The 22,745-nt window shown below is 68.8% G+C and carries 21 protein-coding genes and 1 pseudogene; 13 read left to right on the top strand and 9 right to left on the bottom strand.

The features are described from left to right. Positions 1 to 80 precede the first annotated feature (80 nt). The gene (gene ncsA, locus C468_RS11600; protein ID WP_008849084.1) at positions 81 to 1,055 is read left to right on the top strand and encodes a tRNA 2-thiolation protein NcsA; all 975 of its coding nucleotides are present in this window, start codon (positions 81 to 83) and stop codon (positions 1,053 to 1,055) included. A 77-nt stretch (positions 1,056 to 1,132) separates the two neighbouring features. Here ncsA and ftsZ read toward each other — a convergent pair whose 3' ends face one another. From ftsZ to C468_RS11615, 3 genes are all read right to left on the bottom strand, one after another. Beyond that, entirely contained in the window at positions 1,133 to 2,347 is a 1,215-nt protein-coding gene (gene ftsZ / locus C468_RS11605; RefSeq protein WP_008849085.1) for a cell division protein FtsZ, read from the bottom strand. A 4-nt stretch (positions 2,348 to 2,351) separates the two neighbouring features. Then, the gene (locus C468_RS11610) at positions 2,352 to 2,531 is read right to left on the bottom strand and encodes a ribbon-helix-helix domain-containing protein (RefSeq protein WP_004595187.1); all 180 of its coding nucleotides are present in this window, start codon (positions 2,529 to 2,531) and stop codon (positions 2,352 to 2,354) included. A 217-nt stretch (positions 2,532 to 2,748) separates the two neighbouring features. Continuing rightward, positions 2,749 to 3,348 (bottom strand): double zinc ribbon domain-containing protein, encoded by a 600-nt coding sequence (locus C468_RS11615; protein WP_008849086.1) that lies wholly within the window; start codon positions 3,346 to 3,348, stop codon positions 2,749 to 2,751. 170 nt (positions 3,349 to 3,518) lie between these two features. Between C468_RS11615 and C468_RS11620 the strand changes: the two genes are divergently transcribed. The 3 genes from C468_RS11620 to C468_RS11630 are packed head-to-tail and all read left to right on the top strand — an operon-like array spanning position 3,519 to position 8,526. Further along, positions 3,519 to 3,977 carry a DUF7518 family protein gene (locus C468_RS11620; RefSeq protein ID WP_008849087.1) on the top strand — a complete coding sequence of 153 codons (459 nt, stop codon included), beginning with the start codon at positions 3,519 to 3,521 and terminating at the stop codon, positions 3,975 to 3,977. Positions 3,978 to 4,001: 24 nt separating this feature from the next. Continuing rightward, positions 4,002 to 7,586, top strand: coding sequence for a chromosome segregation protein SMC (smc, locus tag C468_RS11625; RefSeq protein WP_008849088.1), 3,585 nt, complete (start codon positions 4,002 to 4,004; stop codon positions 7,584 to 7,586). Next, positions 7,579 to 8,526 carry a segregation and condensation protein A gene (locus tag C468_RS11630; RefSeq protein WP_008849089.1) on the top strand — a complete coding sequence of 316 codons (948 nt, stop codon included), beginning with the start codon at positions 7,579 to 7,581 and terminating at the stop codon, positions 8,524 to 8,526. Before smc ends, C468_RS11630 begins: the two co-directional genes overlap by 8 nt. Before the next feature lies 1 nt (position 8,527). Here the strand turns inward: C468_RS11630 and C468_RS11635 are convergent. From C468_RS11635 to C468_RS18130, 4 genes and pseudogenes are all read right to left on the bottom strand, one after another. Beyond that, positions 8,528 to 9,330 (bottom strand): annotated as a pseudogene (locus C468_RS11635) (class I SAM-dependent methyltransferase). Between the two features lie 64 nt (positions 9,331 to 9,394). Further along, positions 9,395 to 9,880, bottom strand: coding sequence for a hypothetical protein (locus C468_RS11640; RefSeq protein ID WP_008849091.1), 486 nt, complete (start codon positions 9,878 to 9,880; stop codon positions 9,395 to 9,397). A gap of 75 nt (positions 9,881 to 9,955) precedes the next feature. Further along, positions 9,956 to 10,831, bottom strand: a complete 876-nt coding sequence (locus C468_RS11645; protein ID WP_008849092.1) for a deoxyribonuclease IV — start codon at positions 10,829 to 10,831, stop codon at positions 9,956 to 9,958. Positions 10,832 to 10,884: 53 nt separating this feature from the next. Further along, positions 10,885 to 11,859: a lipoate--protein ligase family protein gene (locus C468_RS18130; protein ID WP_049912196.1), complete on the bottom strand. Its 975-nt coding sequence runs from the start codon at positions 11,857 to 11,859 to the stop codon at positions 10,885 to 10,887. Positions 11,860 to 12,037: 178 nt separating this feature from the next. Here C468_RS18130 and C468_RS11655 point away from each other — a divergent pair, with 178 nt between their 5' ends. The 5 genes from C468_RS11655 to C468_RS11670 all read left to right on the top strand — a co-directional run bounded on the left by C468_RS11655 (position 12,038) and on the right by C468_RS11670 (position 16,048). After that, a complete protein-coding gene (locus C468_RS11655; RefSeq protein ID WP_008849094.1) occupies positions 12,038 to 13,636 on the top strand; it encodes an aldehyde dehydrogenase family protein in 1,599 nt (532 codons plus the stop codon). Between the two features lie 322 nt (positions 13,637 to 13,958). Beyond that, positions 13,959 to 14,873, top strand: a complete 915-nt coding sequence (locus C468_RS11660; protein WP_008849095.1) for a serine/threonine-protein kinase RIO2 — start codon at positions 13,959 to 13,961, stop codon at positions 14,871 to 14,873. 134 nt (positions 14,874 to 15,007) lie between these two features. After that, on the top strand, positions 15,008 to 15,442 hold the full coding sequence (locus tag C468_RS11665) for a metal-dependent transcriptional regulator (protein ID WP_008849096.1): 435 nt from the start codon (positions 15,008 to 15,010) through the stop codon (positions 15,440 to 15,442). A gap of 116 nt (positions 15,443 to 15,558) precedes the next feature. Next, complete coding sequence (locus C468_RS18680; protein WP_169330912.1) at positions 15,559 to 15,726, top strand: hypothetical protein; 168 nt, start codon at positions 15,559 to 15,561, stop codon at positions 15,724 to 15,726. Between the two features lies 1 nt (position 15,727). Next, entirely contained in the window at positions 15,728 to 16,048 is a 321-nt protein-coding gene (locus C468_RS11670; protein WP_008849097.1) for an amphi-Trp domain-containing protein, read from the top strand. A 12-nt stretch (positions 16,049 to 16,060) separates the two neighbouring features. Here the strand turns inward: C468_RS11670 and dpsA are convergent, their stop codons facing one another. Beyond that, entirely contained in the window at positions 16,061 to 16,606 is a 546-nt protein-coding gene (gene dpsA / locus C468_RS11675) for a DNA starvation/stationary phase protection protein DpsA (protein ID WP_008849098.1), read from the bottom strand. Between the two features lie 338 nt (positions 16,607 to 16,944). On the opposite strand from dpsA, the gene C468_RS18685 reads away from it, so the two are divergent. From C468_RS18685 to C468_RS11685, 3 genes are all read left to right on the top strand, one after another. Beyond that, positions 16,945 to 17,121, top strand: coding sequence for a hypothetical protein (locus C468_RS18685; RefSeq protein WP_008849099.1), 177 nt, complete (start codon positions 16,945 to 16,947; stop codon positions 17,119 to 17,121). A 142-nt stretch (positions 17,122 to 17,263) separates the two neighbouring features. After that, positions 17,264 to 18,073: an FAD-dependent oxidoreductase gene (locus C468_RS11680; protein ID WP_008849100.1), complete on the top strand. Its 810-nt coding sequence runs from the start codon at positions 17,264 to 17,266 to the stop codon at positions 18,071 to 18,073. A gap of 22 nt (positions 18,074 to 18,095) precedes the next feature. Continuing rightward, complete coding sequence (locus C468_RS11685; protein ID WP_049912197.1) at positions 18,096 to 19,100, top strand: DUF7551 domain-containing protein; 1,005 nt, start codon at positions 18,096 to 18,098, stop codon at positions 19,098 to 19,100. Between the two features lie 57 nt (positions 19,101 to 19,157). Here the strand turns inward: C468_RS11685 and C468_RS11690 are convergent, their stop codons facing one another. Further along, a complete protein-coding gene (locus C468_RS11690; protein ID WP_008849102.1) occupies positions 19,158 to 20,276 on the bottom strand; it encodes a TrmB family transcriptional regulator in 1,119 nt (372 codons plus the stop codon). 214 nt (positions 20,277 to 20,490) lie between these two features. Here C468_RS11690 and C468_RS11695 point away from each other — a divergent pair, with 214 nt between their 5' ends. Next, complete coding sequence (locus C468_RS11695; protein WP_008849103.1) at positions 20,491 to 22,617, top strand: glycoside hydrolase family 15 protein; 2,127 nt, start codon at positions 20,491 to 20,493, stop codon at positions 22,615 to 22,617. Positions 22,618 to 22,745 lie beyond the last annotated feature (128 nt).

The raw sequence follows: 22,745 nt of genomic DNA on the forward strand, positions 1-22,745 counted from the left end.
CCACTGCCATCCGATCTCGCTCCCGCTCTCGCGTAGGCGGCCCGAAACGGGTATCTGCGCGCGACCGCAACCCGACACCGATGGAGTGTGACAGGTGCGGAGACGACGCGATCCACCACGCCGCCTACTCCGGGGCGCACCTCTGTGGCGAGCACCTCCGCCGGTCGGTCGAGAAGCGCGTGAAACGCCGGGTCCGCGAGGACGGCCTGCTCGATCCGGACGCGACGCCGGACGACCCCGACCGCTGGGTGATCGGCCTCTCCGGCGGGAAAGACAGCGTCGCGCTGACCCGAATTCTGGACGACGTCTTCGGCAAGGACCCGCGCGTCGAGATGCTCGCGCTGACGATCCACGAGGGGATCGAGGGGTACCGCGACGAGAGCCTCGACGCCTGCGTCGAACTCGCAGCGGACCTCTCGCTCCGCCACGAGGTCGTCTCCTACGAGGATGAGTTCGACGTGCGGATGGACGACGTGGTCGAGAGCGACCCGGAGAACATGGCCGCCTGCGCGTACTGCGGCGTGTTCCGGCGGGACCTCTTGGAGAAGTACGCCGCCGAGTTCGACGCCGACAAGCTGCTCACCGGCCACAACCTCGACGACGAGGCCCAGACGGCGATGATGAACTTCTTAGAGGGCGACGTGCGGCAGGTGGCGAAACACTTCGACGCCTCGCTCGGCCCCTTCGACGAGCGCGAGGGGACCGACGCGTTCGTCCCACGAGCCAAGCCGCTGCGGGACGTGCCCGAGAAGGAGATCGCACTGTACTGTCACGTCCGCGACCTCCCGACCCACATGGCCGAGTGTCCGCACTCCTCGGAGGCGTACCGCGGCGAGATCCAGTCGACGATCCACGACCTCGAGGAGAACCACCCCGGCGCCCGGCACTCGATCATGGCCGGCTACGAGGAGCTGTCCGCGCTCGCCGCCGAGGCGTACCGGGAAGGCGGCGACGCCGACTCGCCCGACCTCGGCGAGTGCGAGCGCTGCGGTTCGAAGACGAGCCGCGACGTCTGTCGGAAGTGCCGACTGCTCGACTCGATCGAGGCGGCGTAGCTCGGCGGGTCGAGAGTTCGGTGAAAACCGCGGTCAGCAGATCGATGCGACGACGTCGAGGTCGGCCGGCGCGACCGTCAGCGGATGACGTCGAGCCCGTTGTTCTTCTCGGTCGGCTCGCTGCCGCCGTCGGACTCCCACGCGCCGCCGTCGCTGCCGCCCGAGACCGCCGCGCCGGCGGTGCCGTTCGTCTCGGCCGCCCGCGAGCGGGAGTCGCCGAGGTCCTCGCCGTCGACCGCGGCGCGGGACTTGTCGGCCTGCTTCTGGGTCGAGGGGCCGAGCACCTGCGCGCTCTGGACGCCCGTCATGATCGCCATGACGCGGACCTTCCCCTTGTACTCGTCCTGGATGCGGGCGCCCCAGATCACGTTGGCGCTCGCTTCCAGCCGCTCGGTGATGTTGTTCGCGATGCCCTCGGCCTCCTTCAGCGTGAGGTCCGGGCCGCCCGTGATGTGGACGAGCCCGCCGGAGGCGCCGCGGTAGTCGACGTCCAAGAGCGGGTGGTTCATCGCGTCGTTGACCACCTCTTGGGTCTTGTTCTTGTCCTGGGTCTCGCCGACCAGCATCACGGCCACGCCGCCCTGGTTCATGATGGTGGACATGTCGGCGTAGTCCAGGTTGATGAGGCTCGGCTGGGTGATCGTCTCGGAGATCCCCTTGACCGTCTCCGCGATGATCTGGTCCATCACGGAGAACGCCTTCCCGATCGGCAGGTTCGGCACGTAGTCGAGCAGGCGGTTGTTGTCGAGGACGATGATCGAGTCGGCCTCGTTGCGGAGGTCCTCTAACCCCTCTTCCGCCTTCACCGTGCGGGCGCGCTCGACGTTGAACGGGGTCGAGACCATTCCGACCACGATGGCGCCCTGATCTTTAGCGATCTTCGAGACGACCGGCGCCGCGCCGGTGCCGGTGCCGCCGCCCATCCCGGCGGTGACGAAGACGAGGTCTGCGTCGCCGAGCACCTCCTTGATCGTGCCCTGGGCCATCTCGGTGGCGCGCTCGCCCATCTTGGGGTCGCCGCCGGCGCCGAGCCCCTGCGTGAGCGACTTGCCCACGAGGATCTTGGTGTTGGCCTCGATCATCTTGAGGTGCTGTTTGTCCGTGTTGATCGCGACGGTGTCGGCGCCGTCGACGCCGATGTTGTACAGCCGGTTGACCGTGTTGTTCCCGGCGCCGCCGGCACCGACGATGACGATCCGGGGGTCCCCGAACTCGTCGTCGTCCATGTCGACGTCCATGTCGCGCTTCTCCGCTTCCGCGTTGTCGAGAGCGTCCTGAACGAGATCTTGCATTAGTTTACACCTTCGCCCAGTTGCGGTTGCGGCCGCGCTCGTCGCGCTCGCCGTCCTGTTCGTTTAACATGTCGCGAACGGCCGACCGGATCGCCTCGCTCCGGTTCGGGAACTCGCCCGTTTCGACCATCTGTTCGACCTCGTCGATCTGCTGTTTCGGGATTCGTAGTGTCACACGCTCCATTGGTATTCCCCCGGTAAGACGGCGAACACGCGACTCGTGTGTCTTACAGCGCCAAACCGCCCGACTACGGGGGGTCACCCCGCCTCGGACGGCCGCTGTAAGACGACCGTCTTACGCAATTGAAGTCACCGAGGCTACCATTATAAAACTACCGGAGGGTGTAAGACACACCGAGAAAACGGAAGAGTTAGAGCGTATACGTGGGGATGAGGGGGAATTAGCGATCCTTGAGGACGTCTGCCGCCGGAGTTCGCCGCCCGCAGCCGGGGCAGAACGCCCAGTCGGTCCGGAGCTCGTCGCCGCACTCACAGAACGCTCTGTGAGACTGCTTTTCGCCGCAGTTCGGGCAGTAAACGTGGTCAGAAGGGACGTTTTCGCCGCATCCGCCACAGACGTTTTCCCGCGTTTGCACGTCAGGATCCGCGGGCGTCTTACGCGTCTGCGCGTCGGGGTCGCCCGTCGTCTCACGCGTTACACTGGCGTCGTCCTCGCCGGCGCCCGGAGCGTCGAGAGTGACGTTTACGTTGATGTCGCCGGCGTTTCCGGGCGTATACGCCGCGGGTGCCGTCGGCGAAGACGTCGCCGGTCGGTCGCCGAGCCGCTCGTCCAGCGCGGCGTCGATCCGATCGGCGATGAGGTCGTCGATCCGATCGGCCAGCGCGGCGTCGACCGTCGCGTCCGACGCGTCGGCGTCGCCGTCGACGGCGCCGTCGAGGTGGGTCCGGAGGGCCTCTCGCATCACCTCGCTTTTGGAGGCGTCACACGCTTCCAGCCGCTCGACGAGGTCGTCGTCGGCTCGGAAGGTGATCTTGCTCATACCGAACTGATATCGACCCTCACTACAAGTATCTTCTCCTCGTGTCCGACGATCGACAGACACGTTTCACCGGGCTGAAACATTCACCCGCGGGACAGCGGAGATCGTGTGGTACGACCACACATGTCTGACGCAGATTTATACGGCCCGCGTGGGCATACGTGTGTATAATGAGTAACCGCGTCGAGGACCTCGAACGGCAGGTCGCGGAGCTACAGGCGGCGGTCAACGGACTGACCGAGGAGCTCGTCGAGATGAAAGAGCGCGTCCGACAGGTGGAGGACGCACAGGAAGTGTCCGTCGCGTCCGACGCCGCCGCGTCGGCGGAGTCGGCGCGAGACGAGACGCCGGAGGCCACGGAGGCGGGCACCGAGGAGCCCGAGGCGACCGGCGGCGAGCGCCGAACGCACTCGGACGACCACGTCGAGGTCGTCGAGCGAACCGACGACGGTCCCGCGGCCGACGATGCGGGATCGGCTGACGGCGACTCGGCGGCGGCCGAGGACGGCGACGGCGTGATCGTCCCCGAACAGGAGGCGACGACGCCCGACGCCGAGGCTGCGGCGGCGGAGGCAGACGCGGAGGAGGAGAGCGACGAGGAGTCCGACAGCGACATCATCGTCGCGTAACCCGCCGTTCACCCTCCGCGACACATGCACATCACAGAAGTGGTTTTAGACGGGTTCAAGAGCTTCGGACGGACGACGAGGATCCCCTTTTACGACGACTTCACGGTCGTCACCGGCCCGAACGGCTCCGGGAAGTCGAACATCATCGACGGGGTCCTCTTCGCGCTCGGGCTGGCCCGGACCCGCGGGATCCGGGCCAAGAAGCTCACGGACCTGATCTACAACCCGGGTCACGACGGGGGCGAGGCCTCGGACGGCCCGAACGAGGCGTCGGTGACGGTGGTGCTCTCCAACGAGGACGGCACGCTCGACCGCTCGCAGGTCGTCTCCGCCGCCGGCACGGAGAACGTCGGCGACGTCTCGGAGATCACGATCAAGCGGCGCGTGAAGGAGACCGAGGACAACTACTACTCGTACTACTACCTGAACGGCCGGTCGGTGAACCTCTCGGACGTGCAGGACCTGCTCGCGGCCGCCGGGGTCACGCCGGAGGGGTACAACGTCGTGATGCAGGGCGACGTGACCGAGATCATCAACATGACCCCCTACCAGCGCCGGGGGATCATCGACGAGATCGCGGGCGTCGCCGAGTTCGACCAGAAGAAGGAGGCCGCCTACGAGGAGCTCGAGACCGTCGAAGACCGGATCGAGGAGGCCGACCTCCGGATCGGCGAGAAGCAGGACCGGCTCGACCAGCTCGCCGACGAGCGCGAGACCGCCCTCCAGTACCAGGAGTACCGCGACGAGCTCGCGGAGTACCGCGGGTTCCTCAAGGCCTCCGAACTGGAGGAGAAGCGCGAGACGCTCGCGGGCGTCGAGGGCGACATCGACGACGCCGAGGCCGAGCTCGAAGACCTCCGCGCCGAACTTGACGCCAGACAGGGGAAGCTCACGCGGTTGGAGGAGGACTTGGCCGACCTCAACCACGAGATCGAGACGAAGGGCGAGGACGAGCAGATCGAGATCCGGTCGGAGATCGAGGAGGTGAAAGGCGAGATCTCGCGGTTGGAAGACCGGATCGAGGCCGCCGAGGAGCGCGCCGGGGAGGCCGAGACCGAGCGGCGCGACGCGTTCGTCCAGATCGACCGCAAGGAGGAGACGATCGAGGAGCTCGACGAGGAGATCCGCGATGTCAAAGTCGAGAAGGCCTCGGTGAAATCGGAGATCGCCACGAAGCGCTCCGAACTCGCCGACGTCGAGGCCGAGATCGAGGGCGCGGACACCGAGTTCGACGAGCTGAAAGCCGACCTCGCCGACAAGAAGGAGGCGATCGAGTCGCTGCGGGAGGAGAAGAACGAGCTCCAGCGCGAGAAGGACCGCCTGCTCGACGAGGCCCGCCGCCGCTCGAACGCGGTGAGCGAGGCGCGGACCGATCTGGAGGAAGCCCGCGAGTCGATCCCCGAACACAAAGCGCGGGTCTCGGAGCTCCACAGCGAGCTCGACAAGGCGAGAAAAAACGAGGCGACGATCGAGGACGCGGTCGCCGACCTGTTCGCCGATAAGGCCGAGAAGAGCGAACGGCTGGAGGCGGTCGAGGAGGACCTCCGCGAGAAGCAGAACGAGTACGCGAAGCTGGAGGCGGCCGCCGACCAGCGCGGCGACGCCTCGTGGCCCCGCGCGGTGACCGAGGTGAAGAACGGCGGGATCGACGGCGTCCACGGCGCAGTCGGCGAGCTCGGCTCCGTCGAGGCCGAGTACGCCGAGGCGTGTGAGACGGCCGCCGGCGGTCGGCTCGCGAACGTCGTCGTCGACGACGACGGCGTGGGCTCGACGTGTATCGACTACCTCAAACGCCGCAACGCGGGCCGGGCGACGTTCCTCCCGATCACGGAGATGGACGACCGGAGCCTCCCGCGCAAACCCTCGATGCCGGGGGTCGTCGACTTCGCCCGCAACCTCGTCGACTACGACGGCGAGTACGAGGGGATCTTCTCGTACGTGCTCGGCTCCACGCTGGTCGTCGAGGACATGGACACCGCTCGAGACCTGATGGGCGACTACCGGATGGTCACCCTCGACGGCGACCTCGTCGAGAAGTCCGGCGCGATGACCGGCGGGTCGGGCGGCGGCTCCCGCTACGCGTTCACGAAGTCGGGCGGCGGGAAGCTCGAACGGCTCGCGACCGAGATATCGGAGCTGGAGGACGAACGCCAGTCGCTGCAGTCCGAGATCGACGCGCTCGAAGGCGACATCGACGACGCCCGCGACCGGAAGGCCGACGCGGCGGAGCGCGTCCGGTCGCTGGAGGCCGACGTCGAGCGCGCCGAGGACGAGCTGGCGGGCGCCGAGGACCGCATCGACGAGCTGGAGGCGGAGCTCGAGGAGCTGGAGGCGGAACGCGAGTCGGTCGACGCGGAGATGACTGAGCTCGACGGGGAGATCGACGAACTGAACGCGGAGATCGACGAGATCGACGCCGAGATCGACGAGATCGAGGCGGAGCTGGCCGACTCGAAGATCCCGGAGCTCTCCGAGCGCGCCGACGAGATCCGCGGCGAGATCTCGGACCTGGAAGACCGGATGAGCTCGCTCGACGGGCGGCGCAACGAGCTCGAACTGGAGAAGGGGTACGCCGAGGACGCGGTCGACGACCTCCACGACACCGTCGAGACGGCGCAGAACCGGAAGGCCGAGGCCCAGGAGGCGATCGCAGAGCACGAGCGCGAAATCGACGAGAAAGAGGAGACGCTGGCGATGAAACGCGAGGCGATCGCGGAGCTCGAAGAAGAGCTGACGGAGCTGAAGGGCGACCGCGAGGACCTCCGCGAGGAAATCTCCGAGGCGACCCGCGAGCGCGACGAGCAGCGCTCGCTCGTCTCGGATGCGGAGTCGGACTTGGAGGACCTCACCGACCGGCGCGACCGGCTGGCGTGGGAGATCGACGAGCTGGAGTCGCAGGTCGGCGAGTACGATGCCGACGAGATTCCGGACCTCGACGAGGTGGAGTCGCGGATCGAGGAGCTGGAGGACGAGATGGAGGCGCTCGAACCCGTCAACATGCTCGCGATCGACGAGTACGACGAGGTCGAGGAGGCGCTGGACACGCTTCGGGAACGCCGGGACGTGCTCGTCGAGGAGCGCGACGGGATCGAGGAGCGCATCGAGGGGTACGAGGCCGAGAAGAAGCGGACGTTCATGGAGACGTTCGAGTCGATCAACGACCACTTCGAGGAGATTTTCGCGCGCCTCTCGGCCGGCAGCGGCGAGCTCCTCTTGGAGAACCCCGAGGACCCGTTCGAGGAGGGGTTGACGATGAAGGCGCAGCCCGCCGACAAGCCGGTCCAGCGGCTCGACGCGATGAGCGGCGGCGAGAAGTCGTTGACCGCGCTCTCGTTCATCTTCGCGATCCAGCGGCACAACCCCGCCCCGTTCTACGCGCTCGACGAGATCGACGCGTTCCTCGACGCGGTCAACGCCGAGCGCGTCGGCGAGATGATAGAGGAGCTGGCCGCGAACGCCCAGTTCGTCGTCGTCGGCCACCGCTCCGCGCTGTTAGAGCGCTCCGACCGTGCCATCGGCGTCACGATGCAGGGGGACAACCTCTCGGCGGTGACGGGGATGCAGTTCGGCGACGACGGCGACGAGGAGGAGGTGACGGCGGATGACTGAGCCGCCGGAGTCGGCGGGCGGCGTCCCGGACCTCGACCTGACGAGCGAGCGCGACGGCGGCGACGCCCCCGGAGTCGGCAGCGCGACTGACGCCGGCGCGGGCGACGGGGGCGGCGACGAGAGCGCCGCCGGCGATCGCGAGGACGACGAGGTCGAGCCCGTCGAGCTCCTCGTCCAGCTCGCCGAGGAGGACGAGATCGAGCCGTGGGACATCGACATCGTGCAGGTGACCGACGCGTTCTTAGAGAAGCTCGACGAGACTGACCTCCGGACCACCGGGCGCGCGCTCTTTTACGCCAGCGTCCTGCTCCGGATGAAGAGCGACGGCATGCTGGCCGACGACGACGGAGCGGACGAGGAGCCCGAGCCGGAGCCGTGGGAGGTCGCGATGGAGGGCGGCGCGCCCGACCCGGCCGACGGCGACTTCGACCCCGTCGACGGGCTGGAGGCGGAGATGGACCGCCGGCTCGACCGGAAGAACACCCGGGGCTCCCCGGAGACGCTCGACGAGCTGGTCCGGGAGCTCCGCGAGGCCGAGCGGGGATCGTGGTGGAAGGACTCCCGCGAGTACGACACCTCGGAGTCGCCGCACGGCCACGCCCGCGGCACCCAGACGCTCGATTACCACACGGGCGACGAGTTCCGGCAGGACGGCGAGCCGACCGCGGGCGAGGCGACCGACCGCACCCACGATGAGGACATCGAGGAGGTGATCGTGGAGATCGACACCGCCCTCCGGACCCAGTTCGACCGGGGGCGCACGGAGGTGCTGTTCGCGGAGATCGAGACCGCGGGCGGCCGCCCCTTCATGACGTACCTCGCGCTGCTGTTCATGGCGCACCGCGGTTCGGTCCGGCTCCAGCAGGACGACCTGTTCGGCGACCTCTGGGTGAAGGACCCGTCGGCGATGACCGGGGAGTCGGAAGCGATCGCGGACTGAGTCAGACGACCCGTCCCACGGTCACGTCGAACGGGACGCGCTCGACGCGCTCGTACTCGTCGTTTCCGATCGCGTCGACCACCTCCCGTCCCATCTCGCGCCAGCGCCGCCGGAGGTCGTCGTACGCGGCCTCGGAGGTCGNATCAGCTCCTCGCGGTGGTCGGCCAGCCCCGCGCCGGAGGCCTTCCGCGCCGCGGCCGTCAGCGCCGGCTCCGCATACGGCGCCGCGACCCGCTTCTCGTGGACGTACCGCCGGGTCCGGACGCCCGTGAGCCCCGCCGCCGCGAACGCCTCGCGGACGCGGTCGCCGAGGGCCACGTCGGTGTCGACCCCCCGCAGGTACGCCTCCCGCGCCTCCTGCTCCAGCCGCTCCTCGGCGTCGACGGTGGAAGTGACCGTCACGTCGGCGTTGTCGGGCTCGATCGCGGCCACCAGGTCCGAGGAGACCCGATCGAACTCCCGGACCGCGGCGGCCGGGTCCGGGAGGTTGATCAGGAGGGCCTGACAGACCGCGAGGTCGACGGCGCCGTCCCGGAGCGGGAGCCGCGTGGCGTCGCCGACGACGTACCCGAGCCCGGTCTCCTCGCGGGCGACTCGCAGGAGCTCCGAGTCCGCGTCGGTCCCGACCACGGTCGCGGCGGGCGGCGTCTCCGCGTCGATCACGCGGGTCAGCTCACCGGTGCCGCAGCCGACGTCGAGGACGCGCCGACGGTTCGGCAGGTCGAGGTCCGCGAGGGCCTCACGGCCGTCGGTCCACATCCCGCGGCGGGTGTGTTCGAGGTACTCCGCGGAGAAGCGTCGCACGACCTCGCGTTCGGCACAGAGGAGAATAAACGTGCGGAACTCGGTCGTTCGGGCGGGACCGCGGTCACTCCGCGGCGTCCGTCTCGCCGTCACCGCCGTCACCGCCGTCACCGCCGAACCCGGCGAGATCGGCGAGGAGCGCAGCGGTGACGCCGGCGCAGTAGCCGACGAACGCCCCGCTCAGTCCGACGAGTGCGAACGACATCGTCACCCCGCCCAGCGGCGCGTCGCCGCCGCCCACGCCGGGGACGCCGAACACGGTTCCCGCGACCACGAGCGTGGCGAACACGAGCGCGGGCACGACGCCCACCGTCAGACACGCCGGCCCGCCGCACCGCGCGTACGCGCCGGCGGCCGCAATCGGCGCCGGCGCGTAAAACACCAGCAGCGGAACGAGCCGGTCGGTCAGCGCCGTCGCGGTCCGGATGTCCGCGAGGTCGGCGACGACCGCGACCGCCAGCGCGAGCGCCACGACGCCGGCGAACCCGCCGACCATCGTGAGGGCCAACCGACGCCGCTGCCCGATAAGCAGCGCTTTCGTGGTGGTCATAACCGTGGATCACGGTCCTGGATATATAAAGGCGCGTCGGACGCTTTTAAGCCACCTCCGAACGCCGTCCCCTCCTCACTCCGCGCGCAGTTCGCGGACCCGATCGATGTTCCACGCGAAGCTCTTGCCGTCCTCGGTCGGCGTCTCCAGCGCCAGCGGCACGTCCGCCAGGTCCGGGTGGTTGAGGAACCGCTCCATCCCCGCCTCGCCGATGTGGCCCTCGCCGATGTGGGCGTGCTCGTCCTTGTTGGTTCCGCAGGCGTGTTTCGAGTCGTTGAGGTGAACGTACTCGAGGTGCTCCAACCCGACTACGTCGTCGAACTCCCCGATCGTCTGGTCGACCGCGTCGGGCGTCGACAGGTCGTACCCCGCCGCGAACGCGTGAGCAGTGTCGACGCAGACGTCGATGTCCGTGTCGGTGCGGTCGATGACCCCGGCGAGGTGCTCGAACTCGCCCCCGAGCTTCGTCCCCGCGCCCGCGTCGCTCTCGATCAGGATCGTGACGCCGTCGGGCACGTCGATGTCGTCGATCACCGAGGCGGCGTTGTCGAGGCCGCCCTCGACGCCCGCCCCCGTGTGCGCGCCGAGGTGGACGTTGACGTAGGGGATCCCCAGCTTTTCGGCCGCGTCGACCTCCTTCTGCATCGAGTCGAGCGACTTCTCGCGGAGCCCGTCCTTCGGCGTACAGAGATTGACGAGGTAGGAGGTGTGGATCACCCACGGCCCCTCCAGGTCGCGCTCGGTCCCTTCGCGGAACAGTTCGGCCTCCTCCTCGCCGATGTTCGGGTCCTGCCACACCTGCGGGGAGTGCGTGAATATCTGGCCGCAGTTGCCGCCGAACTGCTTCTGTCTGAACACCGCGTTCGCGATGTTCCCGTGCGGCGGCGTTTCTGGATCGTTGGACGCTCTCGAACCGGAGATCGAGACGTGGGCGCCGACCTTGAGACTCATACCGCTACCAGGAGAGCGACTGAAAAAGCCCCTTCGGAACCGGACGGTCGATCCTACCGACCGGTCCCCGGTCGCGTTCGGACCCACCCGTCGTCGCGGTACTTCGTCTCGACGAGCTCCTCGGCCCGAGCGAGCTCTGCGCTCGACCAGGAGCCGTCGCGGTCGAGTTCGACCGTTTCCCCGCCGTCGTCCCCCCGTTCTTCGCCGCCCTCACCTCCCGTCACCCACGCGACCAGCGCCGCCTCGACGGCCGCCACGGCGTCCGCGCGGTCGACGTCCGCCAGTTCGTCCATTCCGACGACGCGCTCGCCGAACGCGGCCGGCGTGACCGGCGGCTCGGCGAAGACCCCGAGGTGACGCGCCGCGTCGACCGAGAACGTCAGCGAGCCGTGCTGGATCACGGCGTCGCGCTTGCGGTACTGGGCATTGCCGGCGATCTTCCGGCCGCCCGTCGTGCCGTCCTCGCTCGCGCCGTCCTCGCCCGCGCCGTCCTCGCCCGCGTCGTCGTCGTCCGCGCCGTCCTCGTCCGCACCGTCGCCGCCCGCCGCGTTCGAACCTCCCGCCACCACGTCGTGGGCCGGGTGCAGCTCTCGCAGGTAGCAGGCGGGGTGGTACAGCTCGGGGACCGACTCCTCGACGTAGTCGGCGTCGATTCCGAGACGGCCGAACGCGTCGAGGACGGGCTCACACAGCAGGTGATAGCAGTCGAGCAGCTCGCCGGGCACGTCGGCGGCGGGCACCGCGATCGAGTAGGCGATGTCGCCGTGCGCGTCGTGGTAGATCCCGCCGCCGCCGGTCTGCCGGCGCGTCACGTCGATCCCCTCGCGGTCGCAGAACGCCCAGTCGACCGTGTCCGGGTCCTGTCGATAGCCGAGCGTGAGACAGCTCGGATCCCACCGATACGTCCGGACGGTGGCCGGCCCGCCGGCGGCCGCGGTCTCCGCAGCGACCTCGTCGAGCGCCATCTGCATCGGTCCCGGCCGAGAATCCTCTCGGATCAGCCGCCAGTCGCCCGTCGGCGCAGTCATACTCGCCCCTCCGCCCGCCGGTCCGAAAGCGGTTGCGCTCGGGCGGCGTCGGCCCGTCGGGAAACGTCCGCAGCCGTCCTGTCGCAGCCCGTCCTCGGTCGAGCCTCCCGCGTCGCCCCGCCCGGGAGCGAGACCGGTGGTACACATTTATGCCGTGTGCGTCTGTTGTTGTTAAGTAATGACACATAGTCAGTTCGAGAACGAACTCACCATTCAGGAACACACGGAGGAGGGGACGCTGGACGAGTTCCATGCGGCCTACGAGGCCGCGGTCGACGATATCGCCTCGGACTTCGGCGAGAGCCACCCGCTGTGGATCGACGGGAAAACCGTTCAAACTGACGACACGTTTACCGTTCGGAACCCCGGGGACACCGAGCAGGTCCTCGGAGAGTTCGCCGCCGGCGACGAGGGACACGTCGACGACGCGGTCGCGGCCGCGAGCGAGGCGTTCGCGGAGTGGAAGGAGACGTCGTGGGAAGAGCGGACCGCCATCTTCCGTGAGGCCGCGGACATCGTGCAGGAGCGGAAGATAGAGATCGCGGCGCTGATGGCCTACGAAAACGCGAAAAACCGAACCGAAGCGATCGCCGAGGTGGACGAGGCGATCGACTTCCTCCGGTACTACAGCGACGAACTCGAGCGGACCGACGCGTACAGCGGAGCGCTTCGCGAGCCGACCCCCGGACAGCGGTGCGTCAGCGACCTCCAGCCGTACGGCGTGTTCGGCGTCGTTTCGCCGTTCAACTTCCCGTTCGCCATCCTCGTCGGAATGACGACGGGCGCGCTGATAACCGGCAACACGGCGGTCGTCAAGCCGGCGAGCACGACGCCGCTGACGGCGCACACGTTCTTCGACGTCCTCATCGAAGCCGGTATTCCGGACGGCGTGGCGAACCTCGTCACCGGCGGCGGCCGCGAGGTCGGCCAGCCGCTGATCGAACACGAGGACGTGGCGGGCTTCGTGTTCACGGGGTCCCGAGAGGTCGGGCTCAACATCCAGCGAACGTTCGACGAGATGGGGAAGCGCGGCCCCGTGATCGCGGAGCTCGGCGGGAAGAACCCCGTCATCGTCTCCGACACCGCGGACATCTCAAAGGCGGTCTCGGGAGTGAAGTTCGGGGCGTTCTCGTTCAGCGGGCAGAAGTGCTCGGCGACGTCTCGCGTGTACGTCCACGAGGACGTCGCCGACGAGTTCACCGAGCGGTTGGTCGAGGAGACGGAGGAGCTCGCCGTCGGGAAACCGGAGCGGCGAGAGACCGTCGTCTCACCGCTGATCGACGACGCCGCACTCGAGCGCTACGACGACATCTGCGAGAGAGCGAGGGCCGACGGGACGGTGCGCTGCGGCGGGAGCCGCCTCGAGGACGCGGACCTCCCCACCGGCCGGTACGTGGAGCCGACCGTCGTAACGGGGCTCGCCCACGACCACGCGCTCGCGACGGACGAGCACTTCCTCCCGTTCGTGACGATTCACCCGGTGTCCGGTCTCGACGAGGCGATCGACAAGTCCAACGACAGCGAGTACGCCCTCTGTGCCGGTCTCTTCTCCGAGGACGAAGGCGAGATCGACGCGTGGTTCGACCGGATCGAGTCCGGAATGTGCTACGTGAACCGCGAACAGAGCGCCACGACGGGAGCGCTCGTCGAGGCCCAACCCTTCGGTGGCTGGAAGTACTCCGGCACGACCGGGAAGTTCGCGGGCGGACCGTGGTACCTCCAGCAGTTCATGCGCCAGCAGAGCCGGACGGTGGTCGGCGACGTCGGCGAGCCCTGAGGCAGGGCACTAACCGTCGCTCTCACCTCCCCGTCCCCGAACGGCGATCCGTCACGTGAACTGTCCCCTCCGGGCGGTTCCTGACCGCAGGGGCGGCATCGATGCGTCCTTTTCGTTCGATCTTCCAGCCGCTCGTCGCTCCGTGTCCTCGGTTCGAAATCGGCCCGTGATTCCTTCAGAGTCAACGAGAGGCGTCCGCGAGCGGGCCAATCTGTAGGCACTGCAAACCAGGTGCTACCCAATTTGCTATCGCGATATCTGATTTATACCGCCGTTCACCGAACGCGCGTCCCTTTTAGGAATCCCCGGAGTAGGGGCGTGTATGGTTCGAAACGTCGCCGGCGACATGGCCGAGCTCGACCCCGAGGACTTCTACCTCCTCTCGGGTGTCGAGCAGGGGATGCGCTTCTCCGAGTGGGTCCGCCGGGACAAGCTCCCCGACTACGCCGACCTGACGCGCGAGGAGGTCGACTACCGGATCGACCGGTGTCTCGACCGCGAGCTGATCGAACGGAAGACGATCCAGTACGAGGGGTACCAGCTCACCTTCGAGGGGTACGACGCCTTGGCGCTCCGCACCTTCTCCGAGCGCGAGACCATCGACGGCGTCGGTTCACCCCTGGGGTTCGGCAAGGAGGGTGACGTGTACGAGGCGCAGTCGTTCAAGCCGCTCGCTCTGAAGTACCACCGCGAGGGGTACACCAACTTCCGCGAGGTGAACCGCGAGCGCGAGTACACCGCCGACCGAGACCACGTCTCGTGGCTGTACACCGCGCGCAAGGCGGCCGAGCGCGAGTACGAGGCGATGGAGGCGATGTACCCGGACGTCTCCGTCCCCCGTCCGATCGACCACAACCGTCACGCCATCGTGATGGACAAGTTCGACGGCGTCGAGCTCGCGCGCGCGAAACTCGACCCCGAGCAGGCCGTGGGCGTCCTCGACCTCGTCCTCCGAGAGCTGGTGACCGCCTACGAACGCGGCTGGATCCACGCGGACATGTCCGAACACAACGTCGCGGTCGCGGAAAGCGGGATCACGATCTTCGACTGGCCGCAGGCCGTCCCCGTCGACCACGAGAACGCCCGCGAGTTCCTCGAACGAGACGTGGAGAACCTCCTGCGGTACTTCGGCCGGAAGTATCCCCACGAGGTGCCGCGCGACGGCGACGTCGGCGGGATCGCCGACGCGATCGTCGACGGCTCGTTCCGATCGATTCGGGCGTTCGACGAGCAATAAATCAAAATCGGCTATATCGAATCACTCGCCGGCGAGTGGTCGAACCGCCCACCTCGGGGGCGACCCCGTGAGGCGTCGCGCCGCCGGTGTTCGGATCCGTAACCGATTTATTCTTTTAGGTTAGCCTAAAAAACATGGCGGACGTCGGCGAATCGGGGTCCACGCGGACGGCCCGGTACCTCCTCGCGCTGTACATCGCGGAACACCGGACGTCGCCGCCCGTCGCTCCCGGCCGGGTGGCCGAGACGCTCGACCGGTCCCCGGCGGCGGCGACGGAGATGCTCCAGCGGCTCGCGGCCGACGGGCTCGTCGTCCGGGAGCCGTACGAGGGGGCAACCCTCACCGACGCCGGGCGAGCGCGCGCGAGCGACCTCCACGAGACGTACGTCGCGCTGTCGTGGTTCTTCCGCGACGTCCTCGGCCTCGACGAGCACGAACGCGAGGCGATGGAGCTGGCCGGACTGGTCAGCCCCGCGGTGGCCGAGCGGCTCGCCCACCTGCTGTTCGAAGACCTCGACGGCGAGGCCCGATCCGACGACTCTGACGCCTCACCGACGCGCGAGCCGTGACTGTGGTCATCACTCGCCAGACCGACGACACCGACGCTGTCGTCGGCCACGGGTACCTCCACGAGCGCAGTCGTCGACCGCACCCTTTTTATTTTAGGTCTGCCTAAATGGCGGTAATGTCAGCAGGCACCCAGTCCCGCACCGACTCCCGTCGCGAATCGGAACCCGACCAGAATCCGGACGTCACGGTCTGTGAGGGATGTCCCGGTCGATCGGTGTTCATGGAATCCGAGAACACGGACGGGTGGATCGCGAGCGATCACGTGGTCGAGGTAACTCGGTGAGATGACGGACGAGCCCGCTTCGGACGAGCCCACTTCGGACGAGTCCCCGACGGACGACGAGCGGACGGTCATCGCGGGTCGGAACTTCGAACAGGAGTACCGCGTCGACGCGAGCGAGGCCGGCGAGTTCCTGATCGCGCTCGGCGAGGGGCTCCGCGACGGCGACGACCTCTGTATCGAGACGGACGAGTGGGAGCTTCCCTTCGCGTTCGGCGAACCCGTGGAGCTCGAGATCGACTTCGAGGGCGTCGGTGAACCGGAGTTAGAAATCGAAGTGACGGTGCCGGGCCGCACCGACCAGACGGCGCCGGACGTTCGCTAAAAACGCGTTTCGTCAGTTCGTCGCGGACTCTACGACGAGCGTGTCGTCCTCGAGGTAGTGCTCGATGTGGTGCGCGTGCTCCTCGATGTCCTCCAGCTGTTCGCGGAGCATCTCCCCGGTCGCGTAGTCGCCGAGCCCCTCCGCGAGCTCGATGTGCTGCCGGTAGCTCTCGATGATGTCGCCCATCATCTCCAGGTCGTTCGCGAGCGACGTGCGCACGTCGTAGACGTCCTCGTCCTCGGGCTCGACGGTGGCCTTCTCTGCGAGCGTCGCCATGCTGGCGTGCGGGACGCCGCCGAGCGCCTGCAACCGCTCGGCGAGCTCGTCGGCGGCCGCCTCGACGTCCTCGTACACCTCTTGGAGGAAGACGTGGACGTCGAGGAACTCCGCGCCCTCGACGTTCCAGTGGTGCTTGTGGAGCTGGTGGTAGAGGACGTACGCGTCCGCGAGGTCGACGTTCAGCGCCTCCACGATCTGCTCCGCCTTCTCGGGTTCGAGCCTGAGGGCGTTCTCTTCGACGGTGCCGGCGCGCTGCCGAGTCTCCTTCTGAGTGCTCATAACACTACCCCGTACGCCCGCTACCCACTTATAAGTTATCAATATAAGAACACTTTTTCGTACGACCTAAAACTCGATTAAGACCTGGATAGACGCCTTACTGACGCCGGATTCTGAATTATCATCTAATATCTTATGTATTTTGTCGATCGACGAGGCGGCGGGTCGAGGGCGCGCACTCGCCGACCGATCCCGGTTTAGGCCCTCCTAAAATTCGAAAGCGATTTAATGCTTTAGGCAGGCCTAAAAGCATGGAAAAACACGCGGACCGAACCGCACGGAGACGCTGTAACGCGATCGACCGCGTCGACGCGGTGAGCTTCATCGGAGGGCCGTAGATGCGGGCCCGCGAGTGGGCGGTCGCGGCCGCCTTCGGCGACCCGACCGAGTACGACGTCCCGGCACTCCCGGCGTGGCGCGTCGAGCGCGGCGCCGACGGTGACCTCGCGTTCGCGGCCGCCGACGGCGACGAGCCGTTCATCGCGGCGAAACGACCGGTTCGGGTGCGGCGATGAGCGCGCGGTGCCCCCGTCACGCGGTCGCGGGAACAACCGGAGTCGAACCGGCCCCGGACCGAAGCGACTACCACGGCTCGCGCGCGCCGACGGGTATGGCGAACGGAAACGACGACTCGCGACTCGCGCGGGGGATCGACTGATGAGCGGCGACGAGATGTCTGCGGACGGCGAGACCGACTCGCCTCGCTCTCGCGACGTGGTCGTCGTCGGCGGCGGCGTCGCCGGGCTCTCTACGGCCGTCTTCACGGCCCGACAGGGGCTCGACACGCTCGTCGTCGACTCGGGGGAGTCGATCCTGCGGCGGAACGCGCACCTGGAGAACTTCCCCGGCTTCCCGCTCGGCGTGGACGCTCGCCGCCTGCTCGACCTCCTCGGGGAGCAGGCGGCGACCGCGGGCGCAGACCGGCTCGACGGCCGCGTGACCCGGGTCGCGGCGGTCGGCTCCCAGGGCTCCGATCCGGGCGAGGACGCTCGGTTCGTCGTCGAGACGGAGCGCGACTCCGGCGGCCACAGCGACCCGCTCCGCGCCCGGTACGTCGTCGCCGCGACGAAGAACGAGGTCGGCTACCTCACGGACGTCGAAGGGGTCGGCATCCTCGACCGCGGGAAGTCGTACGTCGACACCGACGAGCGCGGTCGGACCGGCGTTAACGGGCTGTACGCGGCCGGGCGGCTCGCGGAGAAACCCCATCAGGCGGCGGTGTGCGCGGGTCACGGCGCCGAGGTCGGCGTGGCGATCTGCGAGGCGGACGAGCGCGGGTTCTACCACGACTGGGTCGCGCCCGAGGGGTACTTCACAGACCGCGGGCGGCAGGTGCCGCCGGGCTGCGAGGAGATCGACGCGGCCGAGCGCCGCGAGCGCGAGCAGGCGTCGCGCGAGGCGATCCGGGAGCGGTTCGCGGCGCCACATCCGGACCCGCAGGAGACGCACCCGAGCCTCGAGGATTGAGCTGCGTGAGTGGGTGACACACGTGATCGGAACGACGCTGTTGGAGATCAGCGACCACATCGAATCGCTCGCGAGCGAGACGGGCGAGTACTCGCTCGTCTGCGCGCGGTACGGCGACCGACCGGTCCCGGCGGCCGGGCTCCGGTTCGAGAGCCGGCCAGTAGCGCGTGCCGCGGCGCGCGCCGCCGAGCAGTACCGGGATACGCTTCGTCGGTACGACCCGGGGGTCCCGTACTACGACGTGATCGTTCGACAGGAGTTCGCGGACGACGGTTCGGCGGCCGAGACCGCCGGCGACGCTCCCGGTCCAGACGGACCCGACGAGCCGTCCAGCGACCCGCACGACGTACGCCGATTCTCGGCCGCGGAGGCGTCAGAGTGGAGCCTCTCCGATCCCGCGGTGGGGGGCGGAGAGGGAACCCGCGATCGGAACGCCCCGGACGAGCCGAGCGGCCGTGACAACGACCGCGGGCGAGACCGCGTCGAGTTCTGCCACGAGGCGGCGGCCGCGCTGTTCGAGGCGCTGTCGGCTGGCGGTCACGCCGACGCCGAGTCGGCGGTGATGGACGCGTACTTCGACCTCGCCGAGCGCGTGAGCGACCCGAACGACCTCTGTCTGTGCCTCCTCGAAGCGATGGCCGCGGCCCTCCACAGGCGGCTCACCCCCGACGAACAGGCGTCGGTGCTGGCGGCCGCGGCGGCGGGACTTCCGCCCGTCTCCGCGGGCGATCCGGTCGCCGGCGCGTTCGAGCGCCTCGCCGGGGCGGGCGTCGTCGGGGGGTACTCCCGCACCGCCGATTCGACGGCCGAGAGCGCGACCGTCCTGGTGTCCGACTGCGCGCTCACGGCCCGCGACGGGCGGTTCCCGACGCTGCCGCTGGTCCTCGAACTGTACCGCGGAACGGAGCCGGGTCACCGCCACGACGCGATCCGGATCGCCTCCGTCGACGGGGGCTGGCGGGTCAGCTTCTCCGCCGGCTCCGACGACGAGCCGGTCGGGATCGCCAGCGCGTCGATCCGGTCGTAACTGGGCGTGTCGCCGCCGGGCGGCGGGGTCGTCGACGCCCCTGACGCGATCTCGCCGTTACTCGTCGCCTGCCTCGTCCGTATCGTCCTCCGTCTTCTCCCCCTCCTCGGAGCCGTCTTCGTCCGCCTCGATCCGCACGAGGTCGGCCTCAACGTCCTCCACGAAGGCGCCCTGCCCGCCCACCGTGACGGTCTCGCCGTCGTCGGTCTCGACGACCAGCGAGTGCTCGACGGGGAACTCGTTGGTCGTCGGCTCCACCATCCCCTGTTTCGACTCGACGACGCGACCGCTGACCTCGGCCGGCTCGTCGTCCTCGGTCCACCGGCCGCCCACGGTGACGCGAGGGGTCTCGCCGGCGCGGCGCCGGAGCGTGGCCTGGAAGACGGTGTGCCTGAAGTTCGCGTACTCGACCGGGAGGGGTGTGGGCGGCGCGGTCGCGACCTCCTCCGCGGCCGGCCAGTAGTTGCCGAAGAACGAGCCGACGATCACCGGCGCGAGCTGCTCCTGCGAGAAGTGGATCGCCTGCCGATCGGTGTTAGACCGGCGCAACAGCTCGGGCGGGGCGACGACGCCGGCCGCGGAGTCGACGGTGAGGAGCGTCGGCATCGCCTCGCGCCACGTCCGGACGACGCTGGCGACGCCGTCGAGCCCGCCCTCGATCTCGTCCGTTACCTCGGGGGCGTCAGAGACGATGAGCAGCACTAATACGCCGCGGTCGACCGCCTCGACGAGGGCGTCGCGGATCTCGGGGAGGTGGCCGGCCGTGATCGACAGCGTCACCTCGCTGTCGGCGTCCGCGAGCAGCGAGCGGATCCGCTTTATCACCGTCACCCGCGATTTGATCACCTCGAACTGCTCGGTCTGCCGCTCTACCCGCGAGAAGCGCTCCTCTAAGCCGGGGCGGATCGCGTCCACGTCCGAGCGGAGTCGGTTTATCACCTCGTCCGGCGGGTTCGCGCGGATCGTCGTCGGCACGACGTGGTCGTTCACTTCGACGAAGCCGCGCTCTGCGAGCGACTCGCTCACGCTGTACACGTAGCGTTTCGACACGCCGGCGGCGTCGGCGACGGTGCTCGCCTTCGCCTCGCCGTGCGCCAAGAGACTGAGATACGTATCGACCTCCTTGTCCGACAGCCCGAACCGGCGGAGAAGATCGTTCAGCGTCCGGTCATCCATGTGTCGGAAATGCGTAAGGGGATCACTTATAAGAGTCGGAGGACCGGCTCGCCGCGGCCGTCCTCGGCGGCGGCCGCCGGCGTTCCTCATCCGCAGGTGCGGGCTCGCGGACGCCGAGTCCCGGCGGCGCCTGCGTTGTCAGGTTCTGTTCTTCAAACGCATGAACAATAATTACACCAAAACTTCATATCCGGAGGGGTCGTTTACTTCCGTAATGCAACTCCGCGACGCGCTCGACGACTACAAGCGAAACACCGGGCACGCAACCCGGTTCCCCGGCGAACGCCGGACCGTCACCGGTCGGTTCTCGGGCGGCGAAGGACGACTCGTTCACGTCGACGCAGACGGCGAACTCCGCGACTTCGGGTACCCGCTGACCGGTCAGACGGGGCTCGTCCGCTCGCGCATCGGCCTGGCGATCGGCGACGAGGTCATCTGGCTCGACGAGACCCCGACCGAGCAGCGCTACGTCGGCGACACCACGCTGATAGAGACCGTTCACGAGACCGACTGGGCGACGGTCACCAGACACGACGTGACGCTCGGCGGCGCCCACCTCACGCGCGCGAAAGTCGACGTGGGCGACGACGGGCACGCGAACGTCGACCCCGCGGACCTCTCGCTCGTCGTGTACGCTAGGTTCGCGCCGGACGGGCGCGACGACCGGGTGGGTCAGCTCCGATACGACGACGCCATCGAGGTGTACCACGCCGACGAGACCGACTTCCTCGCGAGCGACACCGGCTTCGCCGACCTGCGCGGCCAGCTCCCGGCGACGTTTCCCGAACTGCTCGACGACGCGCCGACCGACCTCCCGCGGGACCGCGACGGCGACCGCTACGAGGAGGAGCGCCTCTCCGGCGAGGTGATCGCCGACGTTCCCTTCGAGGACGGCGTCGCGACTGTCGGCACCCTGCTGATCGACCGCGAGGAGACGACGCGCGAGGCGGCCCGCGACCGGCTCGCGGAGCTGTTCGCTGAGCTCGACGACCGCGACGCGCTCGCCGCGGCCGCGAGCGAGACGACTCCCTCGGTCCCCGAATCTGTCCGGGCCCGGGAGTCTGTCGTCGCCGACCTCCGTGTGCTCTCGCTGCTCTCCGCGGAGTCCGGGCTCCGGATCGCCGGCCCCGACTTCGACCCCTTCTACGCGACCTCCGGCGGCTACGGCTACACGTGGTTCCGCGACGACGCGGAGATCTCGACGTTCCTGCTCGGCGCCGACGACCGGCTCGGGCTCGGGCTCGACGACTGGCACGTGCGCTCGGCCGAGATGTACGTCGCCACCCAACGCCCCGACGGCTCGTGGCCGCACCGCGTCTGGCCGCGGAGCGGCGCGCTCGCGCCCGGCTGGGCGAACGCGCGCATCGAGGACGGGCCCGACGTGGACTACCAGGCAGACCAGACCGGCAGCGTCATCGCCTACCTCGCGCAGGCGCGCGCCGCCGGCGCCGACGTCGAGGGGCTCGACGAGACCCTCGTCGCCGCGCTCGCCGGGCTCGACGAGACCCTCGAAGCGGACGGCCGCCCGGTCGTCTGCCAGAACGCGTGGGAGGACAGCGCCGGACGCTTCGCGCACACGGCCGCGACGTTCCTGGAGGCGTACAGCGAGCTCGCGCTCCACGGCGACGCGCTCGACGCGGACGCGATCGGGTCGCGCGGCGACCTCGACCCCGCGGCCCTCCCGGACGACCTCGCCGCGCACGCCCGCGACCAGGCGGCGCGGGTGTACGACGCGCTCGACGACCTGTGGGTCCCCGAGCGCGGGTGTTACGCGCTCCGCGAGACGCCCGACGGCGCGATCGACGACCGACTCGACTCCTCGACGCTGTCGCTGGCGAGCGCGCACCGCTCGTTCGACGCGCTCGGCGGCGACGAACCCGAGGGCGGGGACGGCGTGGTCGACGCGGAGCGGCTCGACCGGCTGGTCTCGCACGTCGAGACGGTCGTCGACGGGCTCGCACACGAGAGCGACGAGATCGAGGGGCTCGTCCGGTACGAGGGCGACGGCTGGCGGCGGGCCGGGCAGCGCTCGGAGAAGGTGTGGACGGTCTCGACCGCGTGGGGCGCGAACGCGTGCGCCGAGCTGGCCGTCCTGCTCGCCGACCGCGACGACCCGCGCGCGGCCGAGATGACGGAACGCGCTCGGGAGCTGCTCGCGCACGTCTCGCCCGGCGGGACGCTCTGCGAGCCGACGAGCTACCTCCCCGAGCAGTTCTTCGACGACGGGACGCCCGACAGCGCGACGCCGCTCGGGTGGCCCCACGCGATCCGACTGGCGACCGTGGCGCTCCTCGACGACGAGCTCCCGCAGTTCGCCGACCGGATCGCCGCCGACGACTGACGCGCTGTTGCTTTCGCTTCGTATTTAAAAGATGACGGGTGGCTGCGCTTCGGATTTATAAACCGGATGCGGTGGCGTCGCTGGCGGCTTTGCCGCCGGCTGCAAGCGAGAGCTTCGCTCTCGCCCTG

The sequence above is a fragment of the Halorubrum kocurii JCM 14978 genome, from assembly GCF_000337355.1.
GTDB classification, from domain to species: Archaea; Halobacteriota; Halobacteria; order Halobacteriales; family Haloferacaceae; genus Halorubrum; species Halorubrum kocurii.

What these genes read in the sequence shown, in the direction of transcription:
- ncsA (WP_008849084.1), top strand. Translation starts at nt 81, where the DNA reads ATGGAGTGTGACAGGTGCGGAGACGACGCGATCCACCACGCCGCCTAC.
- ftsZ (WP_008849085.1), bottom strand. Translation starts at nt 2,347, where the DNA reads ATGCAAGATCTCGTTCAGGACGCTCTCGACAACGCGGAAGCGGAGAAG.
- C468_RS11610 (WP_004595187.1), bottom strand. Translation starts at nt 2,531, where the DNA reads ATGGAGCGTGTGACACTACGAATCCCGAAACAGCAGATCGACGAGGTC.
- C468_RS11615 (WP_008849086.1), bottom strand. Translation starts at nt 3,348, where the DNA reads ATGAGCAAGATCACCTTCCGAGCCGACGACGACCTCGTCGAGCGGCTG.
- C468_RS11620 (WP_008849087.1), top strand. Translation starts at nt 3,519, where the DNA reads ATGAGTAACCGCGTCGAGGACCTCGAACGGCAGGTCGCGGAGCTACAG.
- smc (WP_008849088.1), top strand. Translation starts at nt 4,002, where the DNA reads ATGCACATCACAGAAGTGGTTTTAGACGGGTTCAAGAGCTTCGGACGG.
- C468_RS11630 (WP_008849089.1), top strand. Translation starts at nt 7,579, where the DNA reads ATGACTGAGCCGCCGGAGTCGGCGGGCGGCGTCCCGGACCTCGACCTG.
- C468_RS11640 (WP_008849091.1), bottom strand. Translation starts at nt 9,880, where the DNA reads ATGACCACCACGAAAGCGCTGCTTATCGGGCAGCGGCGTCGGTTGGCC.
- C468_RS11645 (WP_008849092.1), bottom strand. Translation starts at nt 10,831, where the DNA reads ATGAGTCTCAAGGTCGGCGCCCACGTCTCGATCTCCGGTTCGAGAGCG.
- C468_RS18130 (WP_049912196.1), bottom strand. Translation starts at nt 11,859, where the DNA reads ATGACTGCGCCGACGGGCGACTGGCGGCTGATCCGAGAGGATTCTCGG.
- C468_RS11655 (WP_008849094.1), top strand. Translation starts at nt 12,038, where the DNA reads ATGACACATAGTCAGTTCGAGAACGAACTCACCATTCAGGAACACACG.
- C468_RS11660 (WP_008849095.1), top strand. Translation starts at nt 13,959, where the DNA reads ATGGTTCGAAACGTCGCCGGCGACATGGCCGAGCTCGACCCCGAGGAC.
- C468_RS11665 (WP_008849096.1), top strand. Translation starts at nt 15,008, where the DNA reads ATGGCGGACGTCGGCGAATCGGGGTCCACGCGGACGGCCCGGTACCTC.
- C468_RS18680 (WP_169330912.1), top strand. Translation starts at nt 15,559, where the DNA reads ATGTCAGCAGGCACCCAGTCCCGCACCGACTCCCGTCGCGAATCGGAA.
- C468_RS11670 (WP_008849097.1), top strand. Translation starts at nt 15,728, where the DNA reads ATGACGGACGAGCCCGCTTCGGACGAGCCCACTTCGGACGAGTCCCCG.
- dpsA (WP_008849098.1), bottom strand. Translation starts at nt 16,606, where the DNA reads ATGAGCACTCAGAAGGAGACTCGGCAGCGCGCCGGCACCGTCGAAGAG.
- C468_RS18685 (WP_008849099.1), top strand. Translation starts at nt 16,945, where the DNA reads ATGCGGGCCCGCGAGTGGGCGGTCGCGGCCGCCTTCGGCGACCCGACC.
- C468_RS11680 (WP_008849100.1), top strand. Translation starts at nt 17,264, where the DNA reads ATGAGCGGCGACGAGATGTCTGCGGACGGCGAGACCGACTCGCCTCGC.
- C468_RS11690 (WP_008849102.1), bottom strand. Translation starts at nt 20,276, where the DNA reads ATGGATGACCGGACGCTGAACGATCTTCTCCGCCGGTTCGGGCTGTCG.
- C468_RS11695 (WP_008849103.1), top strand. Translation starts at nt 20,491, where the DNA reads ATGCAACTCCGCGACGCGCTCGACGACTACAAGCGAAACACCGGGCAC.